This window comes from Geobacillus sp. E263 (assembly GCF_007197795.1).
Lineage (GTDB): Bacteria > Bacillota > Bacilli > Bacillales > Anoxybacillaceae > Parageobacillus_B > Parageobacillus_B toebii.
Window position 1 is genome coordinate 3,257,369 of sequence record NZ_CP041632.1, and the last position, 15,876, is coordinate 3,273,244.

The following is a 15,876-nucleotide window of genomic DNA, read 5'->3' on the forward strand; positions in this document are numbered from 1 at the left end:
TAAGAACCCGTTGAATAATTGAATCACATGAAAGTGGTCAAGAACGTGAACGGCTTTTGGACATACCTTTTCAATGGCTTTTCTCATGGCAGGAGCCAAGTCACTGACAACATACTTCACTTTGGAGCGACGGGTTGAAGCGCCTCCACAATGGCTTCTTCATTTTTTCCAGAAGCAATGGAAAGGACATTCCGAGTCTGTGTGTCCATCACCGCTACTCCGTAATCATGTCCCTTTCGGAAAGCGAATTCATCCACATATACTACTGTAGGATTCGATGTTGGTAAAAGAGCTGGGGCATATTGATAAAACCAGCGTTCTACTGTTGTGTAGGCGAGTTGTAACAAGCGAGCGACTTCTTGAATCGTTTTTCCGATGCATAACTGGGCGACCCATTGTTGAAACGATTCCGTTGCGATACTGTGAGACGAAAGTCCCGGATAAGAAACGGTGAACATCAGAGAACAGGCTTGGCAACGCCGTCTTTCTATGGGAAGTTCAATCCAAAATAGACCGACCGTATTGGTATAGCCATGAATCCATTGTTTTCGTTTCGATGACATTTTGATGGTTCGTCCAAAGCAAATAGGGCAGACCGGACAATGAGAGGGAAGAGAAAATTCGACAATCCAGCGTTCTCCCTCTTTTCGTTCTCCTTGAATAAGAAAGCCTGGTAAAGCGATCAAATCTTTGATAAACTGAGATTGTATGCGAAATTTCCTCCGTGGTTGATGGTTTGGTCACCTTTACCATACAGGAAATTTCGCATTTTTTGTACCCTTAATCAGAAAACAACCTGATTGTCAAGTACATTTTGTGGTGAAGAGCCTTTTTAATGTAATTAGTCCATAATATGTAAAAATTAAGTTTTGATCATATCTATCGCATCCCTAGATGTCCGATCAAAGAAAATATCTTCTAGTGTAGCTTTTTCCGTTTTTACTTCATATATATCAATGTTTTGGCTGGATAAATAATGAATCAATTTAGGTATATCAGCTTCCTTATACAGATAACAATATAAATATTGGTCTTTTACTTGTATATCAGAAACATAATCGACTAAATTATTTTTCATGGAATGGGCAATAAAAGAATCCTCTTTCTTTATTTTGATGGAAAGTCGTATAGTACGTTGATGTAAAGCTCTTAATTCTTCCATGCTCCCGATTTTAGATATTATACCGTTTTCCATAATAGCTATTCTGTCACAGATTCTCTCAACTTCAATAAGATTATGTGAAGTTAAAAAAATAGTCATGTGATCTTGAGATAGCTCTTGAATAAGTTGCTGAATTTCAACGGCTGACTCCGGATCTAAACCAGAGGTAGGTTCATCCAGAAAAACGACTTGTGGCTTCCCTAGAATAGCCTGGGCAATTCCTAGCTTTTTTTTCATACCAAACGAATAACTGCCAACCTTTTTCTTTTCATGACCTTTCAGCCCTACTCTCTCCAATATAGCAAGCAAATCACTATTTTTCATTTTTAATTTTTTTAATTTCGAAAAAAATATGAGATGTTCAATAGCAGTTAAATCATAGTAATAGTTTGCAGCATCAGGCATTACTCCAATGATCCTCTTGATTTGATCGATTTCTTGATTCGTTTTTCCACCTATAGTAAAACTGCCTTCAGTGGGCAAAATAATACCTGTTAACATATTCATTGTTGTCGTTTTTCCCGCTCCATTTTTACCTAAAAACCCGAAAATTTCACCTTTTTTTACATCAAAAGTAACACCTTTCACGACATAATGATCTTTAAATTTCTTTTTTAGGTTATATACCTCTATGATTTTCACTACAAATCTCTCCTTTGAAATATAGCCAAAGCTATCAACAGCATAAGAATAGAGAGAAAAAACGGAAAAATGATATAGTAACCGCCTTTAAGAATATAGTAATACGGGAGTATATACTTAATGATTTCCGATATGAATTTAGTCGAGCTAACAGACCACAATCCTAAAACAGGTAGCGCAATACCTAACAAAATACTTACAAATGTAGTATGAGACGGTTTTTTTATTACTAAAGATATCAAGATGGTTAGACTGACAGCATAGGCAATGAAACACATAATTTGCAGAAAGTCAAAAACAAATATCTGCTTAGCAAATAAACCAATAACAATAAATGAGCATAAAATACAAATCAGCCAAAACAAAAAAATCCCTAAAAACTTTCCAATAACAATAGAACTTCTAGAGGATTTAGTAACCAAAAAGCGGATCGTTTGGTTTTCAACTTCTCGGTTGATTGCATCATGGGATAAAGACAAGACAAAGAGAAACCCTAAAAACATAACTAGCCCTCGAATACTAGAGACGTAAGCTGATTCAGCATGATCTTTTTGTAATATATCCAGGTTATTACTGAAAAATTTAGAAGCAGCAAAACACACTACAAGAAAAAATGCAATCACAGCAATAGACTTAAAACCTTTGAACAAGCTTTTAAATTCTTTCTCGACAATTGCTTTCATAATAGTCACCTATTTTTGCTTTCCTTTGGAATTAAATACAGATATTAAAAGTAACGCAATAATTGCTATAAATATAAAATTTTGTGGAGACTGGTTACGATAAATAAAATAGGCAATGGTAGCAGCAATTAGTAAAACGTACTTCATAGTGTATTTTCAGTCCTCTCTTCTCTATATATTTTGTAATAAGTGAAAATACATAAGATTATTAAAACTAAGATATTGAAGAATATCCCTAGTTCCAACAACATTAGACCAATAAATAGGCATAAAACAATATATTTAATTGAAGTAATAATTATCCCTTTCTTTGTTGCAGATTTTCGTACTTTAAAATAAACACTGATAATATAAAAAACACAAGAAATTGTCAAATTAGTTAACATAATAGATAAATCGACTTTTAACAAAATGCTATAGAAGGCCAAAGCTAATAAACTAAACAAGATATTTAAACAACCTGCAATAAAATCGATTGAAATAGTTTTATAGCGATTTAATATAGGAAAAAAGTCATCAAGATCATTCGAATAGAGTAATCCTAACATTCTAATTTCATAGAAAAAATAAAAATTCATCATAAGAGTTAAATAAAAGCTAGAAATTTTATCTTCAGAACCTTGAAAAGTGTAACTAATCCAAGAATATATTATAGATAAAGTGGTGATTACTAAATATTTAAAGAGTACGAATTTATCTCTTATGTATATCTTTATGTAAGTTTTAATAATGTTCTTTAACTGCTTATTAAATAATACTAGACTGCTCACTCCTGCTATAATATTACTTAGCTTTATAATTGGTGTAGGGATACTAGTCTTTTTAGTGTTTAACAATTTATTAACAAAAAACGGACTTATAACTAATAATATAATAAATCCTAATAAAATGATATCATCGTATAATTTTATTAAATTCTTTAATAAAAGATTAATACTAAAAAAGTATGGTTCTTTTTTCCCTAATAAAAATAAAATAAATAATAGAAGCAAAGGAACCAAGAAGCGGGAAAAATATTTTTCTTTTACTACGCACACCATATACTCTATAACTTGAGAAATCATTATTAGAAAAAAGATTCGAAAAAAATAGAGTCCTATTAATGATAATGGGATTTTAAATGCAATCAACACAAAAAAGCTACAGAAATAAAAACGAATTTGGTCTTTACTGAATAATTTACACAGAAAGTTAAAGACAATAATAGTAAAAGGGGGTATAGGAGTTGTCTTTAAAAACGCAAATAATAAGTTGATACTTTCTCTTTGATTTTCATTCATAAATATTGCAACTAGATGTAAAAGGAAAATGACTGCTGGAACACCCTTTAATACAATGTCATCTTCAAACATATATAACATAACGGCTAACATTCCACCAAAAAGGAAAGCTGTACCCCACGATAGTAATTTATTAACATGCCCTTCTACTAATTTCGAGTAAATTTTAAAATATTGGTTTATGAGCATGCTATCCTATAGCACTCCTTTTTGTGAAGTGTCAACTTCTATAATTTTTCTATCCACTATTTGATAACATTTATCCGTAATAGTGATGGCCTCATCATATAAATGAGTGGTAAAAAGAATAGAATGTCCGATTTTTTTCTTGTTTAAAAACAAATCTTGAACTTCTCTTACAGATTGTTCATCCAATCCTTCGAAAATCTCATCACAAACTAGAAGAATAGGATCATACAATAAGGTGCCTATCAACACAATTTTTTTTCTTGTACCAAAGGATAAATTCTCAATGAGTTCATCTAGATAGGGCTGTACTGCTAACTTCTCAGCTAAATATTCAATTTTTTTCCTTGTTTCTTTATAAGGTAAGGAAAAAACACTTTGTATAAACGAGAAATATTCATTAGGGGTTAACAATTGGCAAAATGAGTAATCATCACTTGGAACAAATCCACTGTATTTTCTTATCTGCCGTCTTTCCCGTATATTATAATCTCCAATCTTAACCACACCAAAATCAAAATCTGTATAACCTAGTATACATTTTAAAAATAGGCTTTTCCCCGTACCATTTTTTCCAAAGAGGGAACATATCTCTCCTTTTTTTATTGTAATGTTACACTCTTGTAAAATAACTTTATTATTTATGGATTTTGTTAAGTTGCGTACATATAATACATTATTACTCATTGACATATTACAAAAACTCCATTATAATTATTATTAATAAATGGTTTATATTTAGATGTAGGCTAGAACGCATCGTTTTTTGTGAATTAATTGTGAGTTAACGATGTGTTCTAGTTATTCCGGCAAATTTGGATTGGCTCAAAAGAACTTTCATAGAGTTCTTTTGTAGCCAATTTTTTTATAGACCTAATAATTTTGCAATAGCTTCGATAACGGCAGATGATAAGGTAGAAAGATAATTAATGAGCGCATTAAGACCTCGAGCAATCGCGTCTACAATTGCACTACCCGCGAGAGTGATGATAGCCTGTTTTAGCCAGTTGCTCATTTTAGGCCAGTATTTGAGTAAGTATTCTGCGATCTTTCTAATTACACTTGACATTTTTCATCCTCCTATTAAGATGCGTTCATAGCCTACGACTACAATTTACTACATTTAAAAACAAAAAACATCCGTATTTTCCGCAAATTTGATTGCGGAAAATACCTATTTTTTAGAAAATGATGACAAAAGCTGTAATATAGTGTAAAATTTTGATGAAAATATTGGTTGGAGGTAGGTATTATGAACCAAAACTTATGGAATGTTCTTCAAACACTACTAGGGAAAGATTCCATCGGAACAACGGAACTTGCGTTAGCAAGGGAGAATTTAAGCCCAGAAGTCTTCTCAGCATTAGTGGAGTCTCTGCAAGATGGATGGAGATCAACAGGTATCAGATAAATATTGTCGGAAGAAGCGAAATAAAGACTTTTTGCAAAATCATTTGTCCACTAACTGCATGTTTCACCCATGAGTGGCAAAACGCTTGTAATGGACAGTGGAGAGATTTACATTTTGTCATTTCTGAACATGTTCCGACAGAAGACGATTATTTTCGTATTATCAAACAAAAGTCCTCATCCTTAGTAAAACTAGTTTGCGAACTCAGCAATATCCATAACCAAAACATATGGGGACCCATTGCAACTGACATCGGCATTGCCGGCCAACTGAAAAATGACGCAAAAGATATTCTTTCTGATTATAAGAGTGATTTAACGAACAAAAAGGCCACTCTTCCTTTCATTAAAGCCGTTGAATATAGTATCGAAAAAGATAATGGATGGCTGCTAAAGAAACTTCATCAACTGAAAATAAATGATCACAATTCCCTATTAAAACAGGAGATTAAGAATTATATACGTAAAACCGGAGCAATCGACTACTGTTTCATTCTCTCCAAAGTCTATATGAATAAAGCATTGGAGCAACTTACTGCCTATTTTCCCGAAAAACAAGTTCAAGTGAATCGTTTAAAAAGCTATCTAGAAAGCTAGGGATAACATGAACAAAAAAGCTTTTCCTTTTGTCATGCTATTCATTTCTGTCTTCATTATTTGTTATACTCTATTAAAAATATACAATGAGCACTTTTCTTTTCAGCATTATTTCACGATATTCATTGGAATGGCGTTTTTGTTCATTGGCATCTATAGCTATGTGCAAAAACCGAACTCCATCGTTGTTCAACATTTTTTCATGTTAATGTTGATTAGCGGGCTGGCGATTGCTTTGTCAACACCTTCTAGCTGGAACATAAAACCGGCAAAAGAATTGGAAGTAATCGCTGTTTCTTTTGCCCCGTATATTCTTATGAAATTTTTTGAGCATTTTCCTTCGTCTACAAAACCGACATTTTTTCGTCAAGTGCGTATGATCACATTATTGATTGCCATCTTCGCAACGCTCATTTATTTCTTAATAGGCATTCGTCACGATGTCATCGTCAGCACGATCGTTCGGCCATTCATTGTCGCGAACATGGTTCTATCGTTACTATCTTGTATTGTCTTATTTTATTTACACCTTCAATCCAATTCCGATAAAATAAAAAATCAAATGTATCTTTTAATCTCTGGCCTGATTCTATCGTTTGCTCCTGTTGTCATTTTTAGCTTAATTCCAGATGCGTTTCTTTCTTTTTCGGGCGTTCCTTTTCATTATAGTCTTAGCAGCATCATCGTCTTTCCTATGACACTGTCATATCTATTAACAAAGCAAGAAGTCGTTGATTTTCGAGAAATCTTTCGAAAAATTAGTTTTCAATTATTAGCAGTGATTTTGAGTTTAGTTGCATTTAACCTATTATTGGCTATGTTTTACAATATCCACTTAAAGTCAGCAATTTTAATAAACACCTTACTGGTATGTACCTTCGTTGTTTACGACCTGATCCACAAAGGATTGGAACCTTTAAAAATGAAAAAATGGGATCTTAAGAATCAAGAAATACAAAAAGAAAAATTGCTCATCCTTCAGCAATTACTGAACGGGAAGCATTTGGAATATTGCGCAAAGCTCATTGCTGATTTAATACATAAAACGATCGATGTTAGCGGAGTATGCCTGATATGGAAAAACGATAACATCCCTATGGTCTTGCATAAAACAGGAGTTTTTCTCCATTTTAACGATGCGGAACTACTGACTTGCGTTCATCCAAGCTGCCATCCTGAAAAAATGAATATCAATGGAAAGAACTTCTTTTTCTATCCTATGAATATGGAGGATGTAACGATCGGATGGGTCATCATCGGAGAGAAAACGAACGCGACGGTTTTTGAAAAAGAAGAAATCAAACTCATCGAAAAAATTCGAACCGACGCGACAGAATTATTTTCCAGTTCGAAATCGTTACAGCAAATCGAAAAACAGTTAAAGGAAACAATGAAAGAATCTCAAGATTATAAACAATTTCATTTGCTGCTGATTAATGAACAAGAAGAGGAAAAAAAGAAGCTATCTGTTTTTCTCCATGATGAGGTGTTGCAAAATTTAATCCTGCTTTTTAATAAACTTGAATTGCTAAGCAAAAATAAAGAAATGGATAACGGAGTTTTCGAAGACATTAAAGAGTCGCTCCGCAACAGTATTTTTGAAATAAGGGAAATGTGTCATGAGCTATATCCGGTTATAGTCGAAGATTTGGGATTGGAGAAAAGTCTCTATTCATTAAAAAGAAAATGTCAAACGAACCATAATGTGATCATTGAGATTGATTATAATACGAATCTGAGAGTCATTCCCGCTTCCCTCTCTATTCAAGTGTTTCGAATGATCAAAGAATTGGTTTGCAACGCTATCAAGCATTCTTCGTCAAAGAAGGTTTTCGTTTCTGTTGTAGAAACGAACAATTTCCTAAACATAAAAGTAAAAGATCATGGTATTGGATTTAAGGTGCCGAATCGTTTATCAGAGTTATCGCAAAACAATCATTTAGGATTGATTACGATTCAAAAACGAGTCAATCAGTTCAAAGGCACACTTGACATCCAATCTGAACCGGGAGCTGGGACTTGCGTTTCGATAACTCTGCCAATAGATGGGGATGGAACAAATGAAAATCAAAGTATTACTAGTGGATGACCATTTATTAGTGATGCTCGGGATTCAACAATTGTTAGAAAATGAAGCTGATTTAGAGGTTGTAAATACGATTTGTCATCCCGCCCGTTTAGAGGAGGAAATCATCAAGCACAACCCTGACGTCATTGTCATGGATATAAGAATGAAAAACGATAACGGAATTGAATGGACGAAGAAAATCGCTGAAACATATCCAACATGTAAAGTCGTTATTTTATCAGGGTATGACTATGACGAATACATTCACGCTGCTTACGAAGCTGGGGCTTATGCGTTTGTGACAAAAGAAAATTCCGCCTTTGAATTGGCCAATGCGATTAGGCAAAGCCATTTAGGAATCAAATCTTTTCCGATTGACCGATTATCCAATTATAATTCTCCTCTCACAAAAATAGAATTAAACATTCTCCAACTCATTTCCGAGGATAGAACAAACGCAGAAATTAGCGAGCTGTTAAACATCAGCAGAAGAACGGTCGAACACCACGTATCTTCGATTTTGCGAAAATTGGATGTCGACTCACGGGTCGGAGCGGTTGTCAAAGCGATGAAGCTTGGGATATTGGAATAAAAACAGCCCGATGGAATGTTGTCCATCGGGCGTCAGTTAAATAATTTCTAGAAATACACGATGTAAATAACAAGCGCCAAAACAATACGGTACACCGCAAACGGCACGAGGCGGATTTGGTTAATAAGCTTTAAGAAAAAGCGAATCGAAATGAGTGCGAACAAAAACGCGCTAATAAAGCCGGCGGTGAAAAACGGCAGAGCGTCGATCGTAAAATACTGCCAGTTTTTCAGCAAAGAGAGCACGCTCGCTCCCATCATAATCGGAACGGCCATAATGAACGTAAAATCGGCTGCCGCCCGGTGGCTCATTCCCACCAATACCCCGCCGGAAATCGTCGAGCCGGATCGGGAAAATCCTGGCCATAAGGACAAACATTGAACAAGACCGACGATAAGCGCCTGCTTATATGTAATTTGGTCCACCGTTTGCGCTTTCGGAGTAGTCTTTTGGGCAAACCAATCAGCCACAATCATCAACAGCGCTCCGAGCACCAATCCGATTAACACTGTTGCGGTGGAAAACAAATGTTCATCAATGTAATCCTCAAACAAAACGCCTAATACCCCAGCAGGAATCAACCCGACAATGACTTGCGCCAGCTTCAATCGCGGCGCCCCGTCATGATGACGTCCCCGCAATCCTAACAAATCAATAAACCGGTCTTTAAACACGACAACGACCGCCAAAATCGAGCCGAGCTGAATAACGACCTTAAAAGTATTTGCTGCATATTTTCCTAAAAATTCCTGCGATTTCAGCCACATATCATCGACAATAATCATATGACCCGTTGAGGAAACCGGGGCAAATTCCGTTAATCCTTCGACCATTCCTAAAATAATGGCCTTTATAATCTCTACAATGTCCATCCTCTAGCATTCCTTTCTTTTCGAAATTATGGCTGTCCTTATATAACATATTTCTCCGCTATGCCAAAATATCACGATTCTCTTCTTTTTACATCACTTTTTTGCTTTTACCAATCGATACACACCAAAAAGTCAGCACGCCTTATTTTACTATAAATCTTCAATTTCTACCACCGCCAAAAGAGGTATCTATCTGCCATAAGCCATTCACCGTTTAAGCTCACGATGATTGACGCAGAAAAAAGGGTGTCCCCTTTCGCTTTTGGAAACACCCTCTGTAATGATTATATAATATCGTCTCCACCGTCGAACCAATCGCCGACATCCAACATGTCTCCTAGGTCATGGTCATCGAGCGCTTCCTCAATGACATCCTCCAGCAACTCCTCCGCTGCCATACCTGCAAGCATTCCTGCCGCAAATCCTCCAATCGCTCCCGCCATTCCATGTCCGTGGTGATGAGATACGTGCCGCGGAGGATAGGAAGCATGTGGAACGTACGATGTGCCAGCATAAGAACGTGGCTGCTCGATCATTTCTTCGATAGCTGTGTGCAATTTTTTCGCTGTTTCTTCCACATCCTCTATTTCTTCATCGCTCAAGAAGATTTCTCGTTTTATTTCTCTTTCATGGAAGCCGCCAAATCCGCTCCATACATCCACTTCAAGGAACAATCGAATACCGTTTTCTTCGATGAATGCTGAAAATTCTACTTCTTGAACAGTGCCTTTAAACACTTCCGTTGGGAAAAACGCAAATTCCTGACCATATGCAGTTATTTTCCCAGATGAAGGCTTTTCGCGGAAGCCGAGCTTTTCAAACGCATGAAATAGTTTCTCGAGCGATAGTGGAGGAAGAATACGGATCGCATCTTGGTCAAAAGCATCGACTCCGTCTGCAATATCTAAACGTGTTACAAACGTATAGCCCACGCTAGGACGAGTAATTGGCAAATGCAGTGGAAGCACATACGAAAACGGCAATACTTTTCTTTCTCCAGGCTGAATCGTAAATGAAGGGGAAACCGGAATGACAGCAACCGTTCGGCGATATGCTTTTCCATTCGTCTGAACGATAAGCTGTAGTTCCACCTCTAATTTGCGAATGAGTTGTTCTACTGTTCCTCCTTCAATAAAAAACTCCCCTTCCAACTTCTCCCCAAGGCGCACGTGAGGATGATGCAGCACAAGATCGACTTTCGCAGCTCCTACTCCAAGCTTGGACAAAAGCTTTTTCAACATGGCACCGATCTCTCCTTATGGAATAATGTTTATTTCAACAATGGTTACGAACCAACCGGCAAAAAGGATTCAACATAATAAATCCTAAAGGCAAATAGTACCTTTAGGATGTTCTAAAAAATATTTTGACAATCCCAAGAAAGATTAAAATCATCCCAGGGATGACAGTTGCTTTTTTCATTACCTTTGTCTTGGCAAACATATTTCCGACCCTGAATCCTAAGCGAATGAAAATGACATTCCATATACATACAAGCAAAGCAAGCATAAACGGCGAATAGCCTAAAAACGAGGCGCTTAATCCGGCTCCAAACGCATCCATCGATAGCGCGAAACCAATAAGCAATGCTTCTTTTATACTAATGCTTCCTGAACGATCTAAATCCGCTAACATTGGGCGTTTCAGCACTTGAATAACGATACCAAACCGTTTTAAATCGAATCGCCATACTTTGATTCTAAGTCGTTTTGGCAATGGTTCGGAATAATCGCATTCATCCTCATCTTTTTTAATAACATTATAAATCGCCCAAATGCCGAGCGCAATTAGCAGACATGAGGCGATCCATCGTTCCGCTTGCACCGGTAAAAACAATAGAAGAAAGCTGCCAACATGCATAGACAGTAGTAACATCACACTGGACATACACGCAATAATCATAACGGATCGAAGCGGAAATTTAATATTTCTCATTCCATATGTCACACCGACACTGAAACTATCCATACTCACGGCAAAAGCTAACATGAACATCGATATATATTTCCACATAATTCGTTCCTCCTGCGTTACTATATGCAAACAGCAACGCAGAGGAAACCATTTTGTTTCATTCGACACATATCGATTTCCAAGGAAATATTTCCGCTTTTATCGACACATTACTCTTTTAAATGATACGGCAACGTCGCAATGACAATATCTTTTTTCATAATAAAGAAAAAGCGCAAAATAATCGCTGTTTGGTTGTGCAGAAGCGTATGCCACCATTTTTTTACGATGAATTGCGGCATTAAGATCGTAACCGGTGAATCCCATTAGAAAATACAAGACGATCGCCGCGAGCCGATAAGCTCCTTGGCAAAAATCGATCATTGGCAATAAAGGAATTTTGCTTATTTTATGGCTTGCTGTTTTTTCTTTCTCACTCTTTTGCTTATTTTTCGCTTCTCGCTTAACCAATCATCATTTTTTTAGATAACAAAACGAATCATGTTTGCGATGCAATGTGGCCAGCCTAAGGCGATCGGTCCAACTCTTCCTCGCAAATATTGTAATGTTAAATCACCAGCATTCAATGTATCCAATCCAGCTGTTCGCGGTGCTGCGGCCTGATAAAGTCCGCATAGTTGTACATCAACCATAGAAAAACATACAAGTACGCTCAATTTTTCATTGCTTTATTTTTAATCATAATAAGCAATTCCATTAATAAAATGATTAGAGGGCATGACCATTCCTTTATTTTATAAATTTTACATAAATCATGAAACTATTTGTCTTCCATTTTCGTCTATATAAAATGGAAAGAAAAATGCTTGGTTTTAAAGGGGAGGCTCACCGCAAGAAGCAAAAAATGGGGTGGAAATATGATAAAAACATTCCAATTGACTTTATATAAAATAGATATTATGCTACTTGACGTAGAGACTTTTCAATGTAAAATGGTGACATAACGTTTTTTTGCATGCTGCACGGAACTTTGTGCAGCTGTTGGTCTTATATTCATATATTCGTAGTTATTTGCACCAGACGTTGGAATAACGAATAAGGAGGCGAAGAGGACGTGAAGAGGATTGGTGGAAAGCTATTAGAAAAATACCGTTCTCTCCCTAATCAATATACTGTTTTTTTTATTTTTACCGTATTTTTATTTTGGATGAAAACATATGCAGCTTATCAAGCTGAATTTAATTTAGGCATTAGCAATTCCTTGCAGGAATTTCTATTATTTATCAACCCGGTTAGTTCGGCAATTTTCTTTTTTGGATTAGCGTTACTCGCGAAAGGGAAACGAACATATACTTGGCTCATTATCATTAATTTCATTTTATCGTTTATTTTATACGCCAATATTGTTTATTATCGTTTCTTTAGCGATTTTATTACGTTTCCGACGCTCACACAAACGAAAAACTTTGGCGATCTTGGCGGAAGCATTTGGGAACTAATAAAGTGGTACGATATTTTCTACTTTTTAGATACGATTATTTTAATTGCTATTGTCGTTTCGAAACGTTTTTCGTTGCCAGCAGTTCCGGTCGGACGTTATAAAAAAAGCATTGTGTTCGCCATTTCTGCTCTCATTTTCAGTGTAAACCTTGCACTAGCGGAAGCAGACCGTCCACAATTGTTAACAAGAACGTTTGATCGCAACTATATCGTGAAATATTTAGGTGTTTACAACTATTTGATTTATGATGCTGTACAAAGCATGAAATCGTCGACACAGCGTGCTTTTGCGAATAAAAGCGATATCACAACCGTTCTGAACCATGTACAAGCAACATATGCAAAACCAAATCCAAAGTATTTCGGTGTAGCAAAAGGAATGAATGTGATTTACATTCATTTGGAATCATTCCAAAGCTTTTTGATTAACTATAAATTACATGGTGAAGAAGTAACGCCATTTTTGAACTCGCTCGTTCGTGATCCGAATACGTTTTACTTTGATAACTTTTTCCATCAAACAGGTCAAGGGAAAACATCCGATGCTGAGTTTATGCTAGAAAACTCGTTGTTTGGATTGCCACAAGGAGCCGTGTTTACAACCAAAGGACAAAACACGTATCAAGCAGCACCGGCAATTCTCCGCCAGTATGGATATACGTCGGCGGTGTTCCATGGTAACTATAAAACGTTCTGGAACCGCGATGAAATTTATAAATCGTTTGGTTTCGACCATTTCTTTGACGCAAGCTACTATGACATGAGCGATGAAAATGTGCTTAACTACGGGTTAAAGGATAAACCGTTCTTTAGAGAGTCGATTCCGTTGTTAGAATCATTGAAAGAGCCGTTCTATGTAAAATTTATCACGTTATCGAACCACTTCCCTTATCCAATCAGCGAAGAAGAGGCAACAATTGAACCAGCTGAAACGGGAGATGGCTCGGTAGACCGTTATTTCCAAACGGCTCGCTATTTGGATGAGGCATTAAAAGAGTTCTTTGATTATCTCAAAAAATCCGGTTTGTACGACCGTTCCGTCATCATTTTATATGGTGACCATTATGGAATTTCCGAAAATCATAACAAAGCAATGTCACAAGTGTTAGGAAAAGAAATTACACCATTTGAACATGCACAATTGCAGCGAGTGCCTTTATTTATCCGTGTTCCGGGTGTCAAAGGCGGAATTATGCACCAATACGGCGGACAAATTGATTTATTGCCAACGGTTCTTCACCTATTAGGAATCGATACGAAAAACTATGTTCATTTCGGTACAGACTTGTTGTCACCGGAACATCAGGAAATCGTACCATTCCGTAATGGTAACTTTGTCACTCCGACAGTGACAGCAGTAAATGGAAAATATTATGATTCGAAAACGGGCGAACCAATTAAAGAAACACCGGAAATTAAACAGCTTGAGCAAATCGCCCGTACAAAACTCGATCTTTCGGACAAAGTCGTATACGGAGACTTACTGCGGTTCTACACACCAAAAGGATTCAAACCGGTCGATCCTACAAAATACGATTATAATAATCGTGAAGATAAAGAAAAGGGAAGCGAATAACAGCTTCCCTTTTCTTTTTTATTTTTTCAATAACTCAATCGCCCTTTTCGCATTGACATATCCCGCGCCATATATATTTGGGTCACGATCTTTCCATAAGACTGCGCCTTCTTTTAGCGCGCTTTTTATCTCATCTGGCGTTGCATTCGGTTTATATTCGAGCATTAAAGCAACAATGCCAGCGCAGATTGGCGTCGCCATCGATGTTCCTGACATGCTCGTATAGTATTGCCCAATGCGATTTTGCTTTTGATATTTATCGAATGTTGATTTTGGCGCACGTAAAGAAATAATGTTTACTCCTGGAACGACAATATCTGGTTTCCTAACTCCATAATAAGTCGGCCCACGGCTAGAAAATTCCGCAATTTCATCATCTTCTCTTGTCTCTGCTGTATCGCGGTCATCTAGCGCTCCAACTGTAATAATTTTATCGCTAATTCCAGGGCTTGAAATCGTTTTATATTCCGGCCCCTCATTTCCAGCTGCAGCACAGACGACTATGCCCCTGTCCCATGCCTCTTCCACTACTTGAACAAGCGGATCGTCATTTTCCGCTGGAAACGGCTGTGATTCCCCACCCAATGACAATGAAATAACATCGATCTTTCTATCTTTATTCGTTTCATTATATTGGATGCACCATTCAATCCCGCGAATAATCGTATCAAGCGTGCCAGCGCCTGTTTTATCCAACACTTTTACTCCAACCACATTTGCCTCATACGCCGGTCCCGCATACAATCCGGAAGAAACCGAACCATTCCCTGCTGCGTCCCCCGCGCAATGGGTGCCATGTCCATTATCATCATATGGAGCTGTACGCCCATTGACGAAATCGACAAACTCGACAATCCGTCCTTCTAAATCAGGATGCGGATAAATCCCTGTGTCGACAATCACAATTGTCACTCCTTTTCCGCTTAACGTTGTCCCGTTCACCGTCACATGCTTCGCATTCGCTGATGGAACAGCGTTATTTAATAGCGCGCTTACTTTTCGGTTTAAGTATACTTTTTTCACATCAGACCGCTGTAAAATTTGTTCTAACACTTGCGGAGTCACTTCGGCACTGCACGAAGAGATATAGCGGAATTGATGGTGGATTTTCATGCGGAAGTGTTGTTTTTCAATTTCCTGGAGAGCAAAAATACTATTCTTTTCATGAAAATGAATGATAACCGGAATTTTTTTTGCCTTTTTCATCCATCTTTCTAGCTGCTTATGAATCATACAAGGAGTATACATAAAAGGCTTATACATACTTACCATAAAATGGCGCAAAGGACGGTCTAATTTATGTGTATAATTGCGCGCTAGTTGAACGATAGAATACCCAAACATTCGATCTCCCCCTCTTGTGAAACCTTGATATACTCTATGAAAAAGGAGGA

The 15,876-nt window shown here is 36.9% G+C and carries 15 protein-coding genes and 2 pseudogenes; 5 read left to right on the forward strand and 12 right to left on the reverse strand.

The features are described 5' to 3' along the window. From FNL97_RS18605 to FNL97_RS16650, 6 genes and pseudogenes are all read right to left on the reverse strand, one after another. A pseudogene (locus tag FNL97_RS18605) lies at positions 1–710 on the reverse strand (transposase); the annotation flags it as partial. A gap of 152 nt (positions 711–862) precedes the next feature. Then, positions 863–1,804, reverse strand: a complete 942-nt coding sequence (locus FNL97_RS16630) for an ABC transporter ATP-binding protein (protein WP_049624427.1) — start codon at positions 1,802–1,804, stop codon at positions 863–865. Then, on the reverse strand, positions 1,804–2,487 hold the full coding sequence (locus tag FNL97_RS16635; protein ID WP_064213618.1) for an ABC transporter permease: 684 nt from the start codon (positions 2,485–2,487) through the stop codon (positions 1,804–1,806). The genes FNL97_RS16630 and FNL97_RS16635 overlap by 1 nt, the downstream gene beginning before the upstream one ends. A gap of 143 nt (positions 2,488–2,630) precedes the next feature. Beyond that, the gene (locus FNL97_RS16640) at positions 2,631–3,956 is read right to left on the reverse strand and encodes a hypothetical protein (RefSeq protein WP_049624429.1); all 1,326 of its coding nucleotides are present in this window, start codon (positions 3,954–3,956) and stop codon (positions 2,631–2,633) included. Between the two features lie 6 nt (positions 3,957–3,962). Next, on the reverse strand, positions 3,963–4,646 hold the full coding sequence (locus FNL97_RS16645; protein ID WP_049624430.1) for an ATP-binding cassette domain-containing protein: 684 nt from the start codon (positions 4,644–4,646) through the stop codon (positions 3,963–3,965). 172 nt (positions 4,647–4,818) lie between these two features. Next, on the reverse strand, positions 4,819–5,022 hold the full coding sequence (locus tag FNL97_RS16650; RefSeq protein WP_049624431.1) for a hypothetical protein: 204 nt from the start codon (positions 5,020–5,022) through the stop codon (positions 4,819–4,821). Positions 5,023–5,205: 183 nt separating this feature from the next. On the opposite strand from FNL97_RS16650, the gene FNL97_RS18090 reads away from it, so the two are divergent. From FNL97_RS18090 to FNL97_RS16665, 4 genes are all read left to right on the forward strand, one after another. Next, a complete protein-coding gene (locus FNL97_RS18090) occupies positions 5,206–5,364 on the forward strand; it encodes a hypothetical protein (RefSeq protein ID WP_172713585.1) in 159 nt (52 codons plus the stop codon). After that, positions 5,340–5,960 (forward strand): polyprenyl synthetase family protein, encoded by a 621-nt coding sequence (locus tag FNL97_RS16655; RefSeq protein WP_286173413.1) that lies wholly within the window; start codon positions 5,340–5,342, stop codon positions 5,958–5,960. The genes FNL97_RS18090 and FNL97_RS16655 overlap by 25 nt, the downstream gene beginning before the upstream one ends. Positions 5,961–6,090: 130 nt before the next feature. Continuing rightward, positions 6,091–8,049 carry a sensor histidine kinase gene (locus FNL97_RS16660; RefSeq protein WP_286173414.1) on the forward strand — a complete coding sequence of 653 codons (1,959 nt, stop codon included), beginning with the start codon at positions 6,091–6,093 and terminating at the stop codon, positions 8,047–8,049. Continuing rightward, complete coding sequence (locus FNL97_RS16665; RefSeq protein WP_143416212.1) at positions 8,021–8,620, forward strand: response regulator transcription factor; 600 nt, start codon at positions 8,021–8,023, stop codon at positions 8,618–8,620. The genes FNL97_RS16660 and FNL97_RS16665 overlap by 29 nt, the downstream gene beginning before the upstream one ends. A 47-nt stretch (positions 8,621–8,667) precedes the next feature. Here FNL97_RS16665 and FNL97_RS16670 read toward each other — a convergent pair whose 3' ends face one another. The 5 genes and pseudogenes from FNL97_RS16670 to FNL97_RS16685 form a co-directional block, all read right to left on the reverse strand. Next, positions 8,668–9,492 (reverse strand): undecaprenyl-diphosphate phosphatase, encoded by an 825-nt coding sequence (locus FNL97_RS16670; RefSeq protein ID WP_143416213.1) that lies wholly within the window; start codon positions 9,490–9,492, stop codon positions 8,668–8,670. Between the two features lie 284 nt (positions 9,493–9,776). Continuing rightward, on the reverse strand, positions 9,777–10,733 hold the full coding sequence (locus tag FNL97_RS16675; protein ID WP_143416214.1) for a sporulation protein: 957 nt from the start codon (positions 10,731–10,733) through the stop codon (positions 9,777–9,779). 103 nt (positions 10,734–10,836) lie between these two features. Further along, complete coding sequence (gene ytaF, locus FNL97_RS16680; protein ID WP_143416215.1) at positions 10,837–11,505, reverse strand: sporulation membrane protein YtaF; 669 nt, start codon at positions 11,503–11,505, stop codon at positions 10,837–10,839. Positions 11,506–11,615: 110 nt separating this feature from the next. Then, positions 11,616–11,759, reverse strand: a pseudogene (locus tag FNL97_RS18610) (hypothetical protein); the annotation flags it as partial. Positions 11,760–11,927: 168 nt separating this feature from the next. Further along, positions 11,928–12,098: a hypothetical protein gene (locus FNL97_RS16685; RefSeq protein WP_172713586.1), complete on the reverse strand. Its 171-nt coding sequence runs from the start codon at positions 12,096–12,098 to the stop codon at positions 11,928–11,930. A gap of 431 nt (positions 12,099–12,529) precedes the next feature. Between FNL97_RS16685 and ltaS the strand changes: the two genes are divergently transcribed. Next, on the forward strand, positions 12,530–14,482 hold the full coding sequence (gene ltaS / locus FNL97_RS16690) for a lipoteichoic acid synthase (RefSeq protein ID WP_205729505.1): 1,953 nt from the start codon (positions 12,530–12,532) through the stop codon (positions 14,480–14,482). Positions 14,483–14,500: 18 nt separating this feature from the next. Here the strand turns inward: ltaS and FNL97_RS16695 are convergent, their stop codons facing one another. Continuing rightward, the gene (locus FNL97_RS16695; protein ID WP_143416217.1) at positions 14,501–15,826 is read right to left on the reverse strand and encodes a S8 family peptidase; all 1,326 of its coding nucleotides are present in this window, start codon (positions 15,824–15,826) and stop codon (positions 14,501–14,503) included. Between the last annotated feature and the right edge of the window lie 50 nt (positions 15,827–15,876).

What these genes read in the sequence shown, in the direction of transcription:
- FNL97_RS16635 (WP_064213618.1), bottom strand. Translation starts at nt 2,487, where the DNA reads ATGAAAGCAATTGTCGAGAAAGAATTTAAAAGCTTGTTCAAAGGTTTT.
- FNL97_RS16640 (WP_049624429.1), bottom strand. Translation starts at nt 3,956, where the DNA reads ATGCTCATAAACCAATATTTTAAAATTTACTCGAAATTAGTAGAAGGG.
- FNL97_RS16645 (WP_049624430.1), bottom strand. Translation starts at nt 4,646, where the DNA reads ATGTCAATGAGTAATAATGTATTATATGTACGCAACTTAACAAAATCC.
- FNL97_RS16650 (WP_049624431.1), bottom strand. Translation starts at nt 5,022, where the DNA reads ATGTCAAGTGTAATTAGAAAGATCGCAGAATACTTACTCAAATACTGG.
- FNL97_RS18090 (WP_172713585.1), top strand. Translation starts at nt 5,206, where the DNA reads ATGAACCAAAACTTATGGAATGTTCTTCAAACACTACTAGGGAAAGAT.
- FNL97_RS16655 (WP_286173413.1), top strand. Translation starts at nt 5,340, where the DNA reads ATGGAGATCAACAGGTATCAGATAAATATTGTCGGAAGAAGCGAAATA.
- FNL97_RS16660 (WP_286173414.1), top strand. Translation starts at nt 6,091, where the DNA reads ATGGCGTTTTTGTTCATTGGCATCTATAGCTATGTGCAAAAACCGAAC.
- FNL97_RS16665 (WP_143416212.1), top strand. Translation starts at nt 8,021, where the DNA reads ATGAAAATCAAAGTATTACTAGTGGATGACCATTTATTAGTGATGCTC.
- FNL97_RS16670 (WP_143416213.1), bottom strand. Translation starts at nt 9,492, where the DNA reads ATGGACATTGTAGAGATTATAAAGGCCATTATTTTAGGAATGGTCGAA.
- FNL97_RS16675 (WP_143416214.1), bottom strand. Translation starts at nt 10,733, where the DNA reads ATGTTGAAAAAGCTTTTGTCCAAGCTTGGAGTAGGAGCTGCGAAAGTC.
- ytaF (WP_143416215.1), bottom strand. Translation starts at nt 11,505, where the DNA reads ATGTGGAAATATATATCGATGTTCATGTTAGCTTTTGCCGTGAGTATG.
- FNL97_RS16685 (WP_172713586.1), bottom strand. Translation starts at nt 12,098, where the DNA reads ATGGTTGATGTACAACTATGCGGACTTTATCAGGCCGCAGCACCGCGA.
- FNL97_RS16695 (WP_143416217.1), bottom strand. Translation starts at nt 15,826, where the DNA reads ATGTTTGGGTATTCTATCGTTCAACTAGCGCGCAATTATACACATAAA.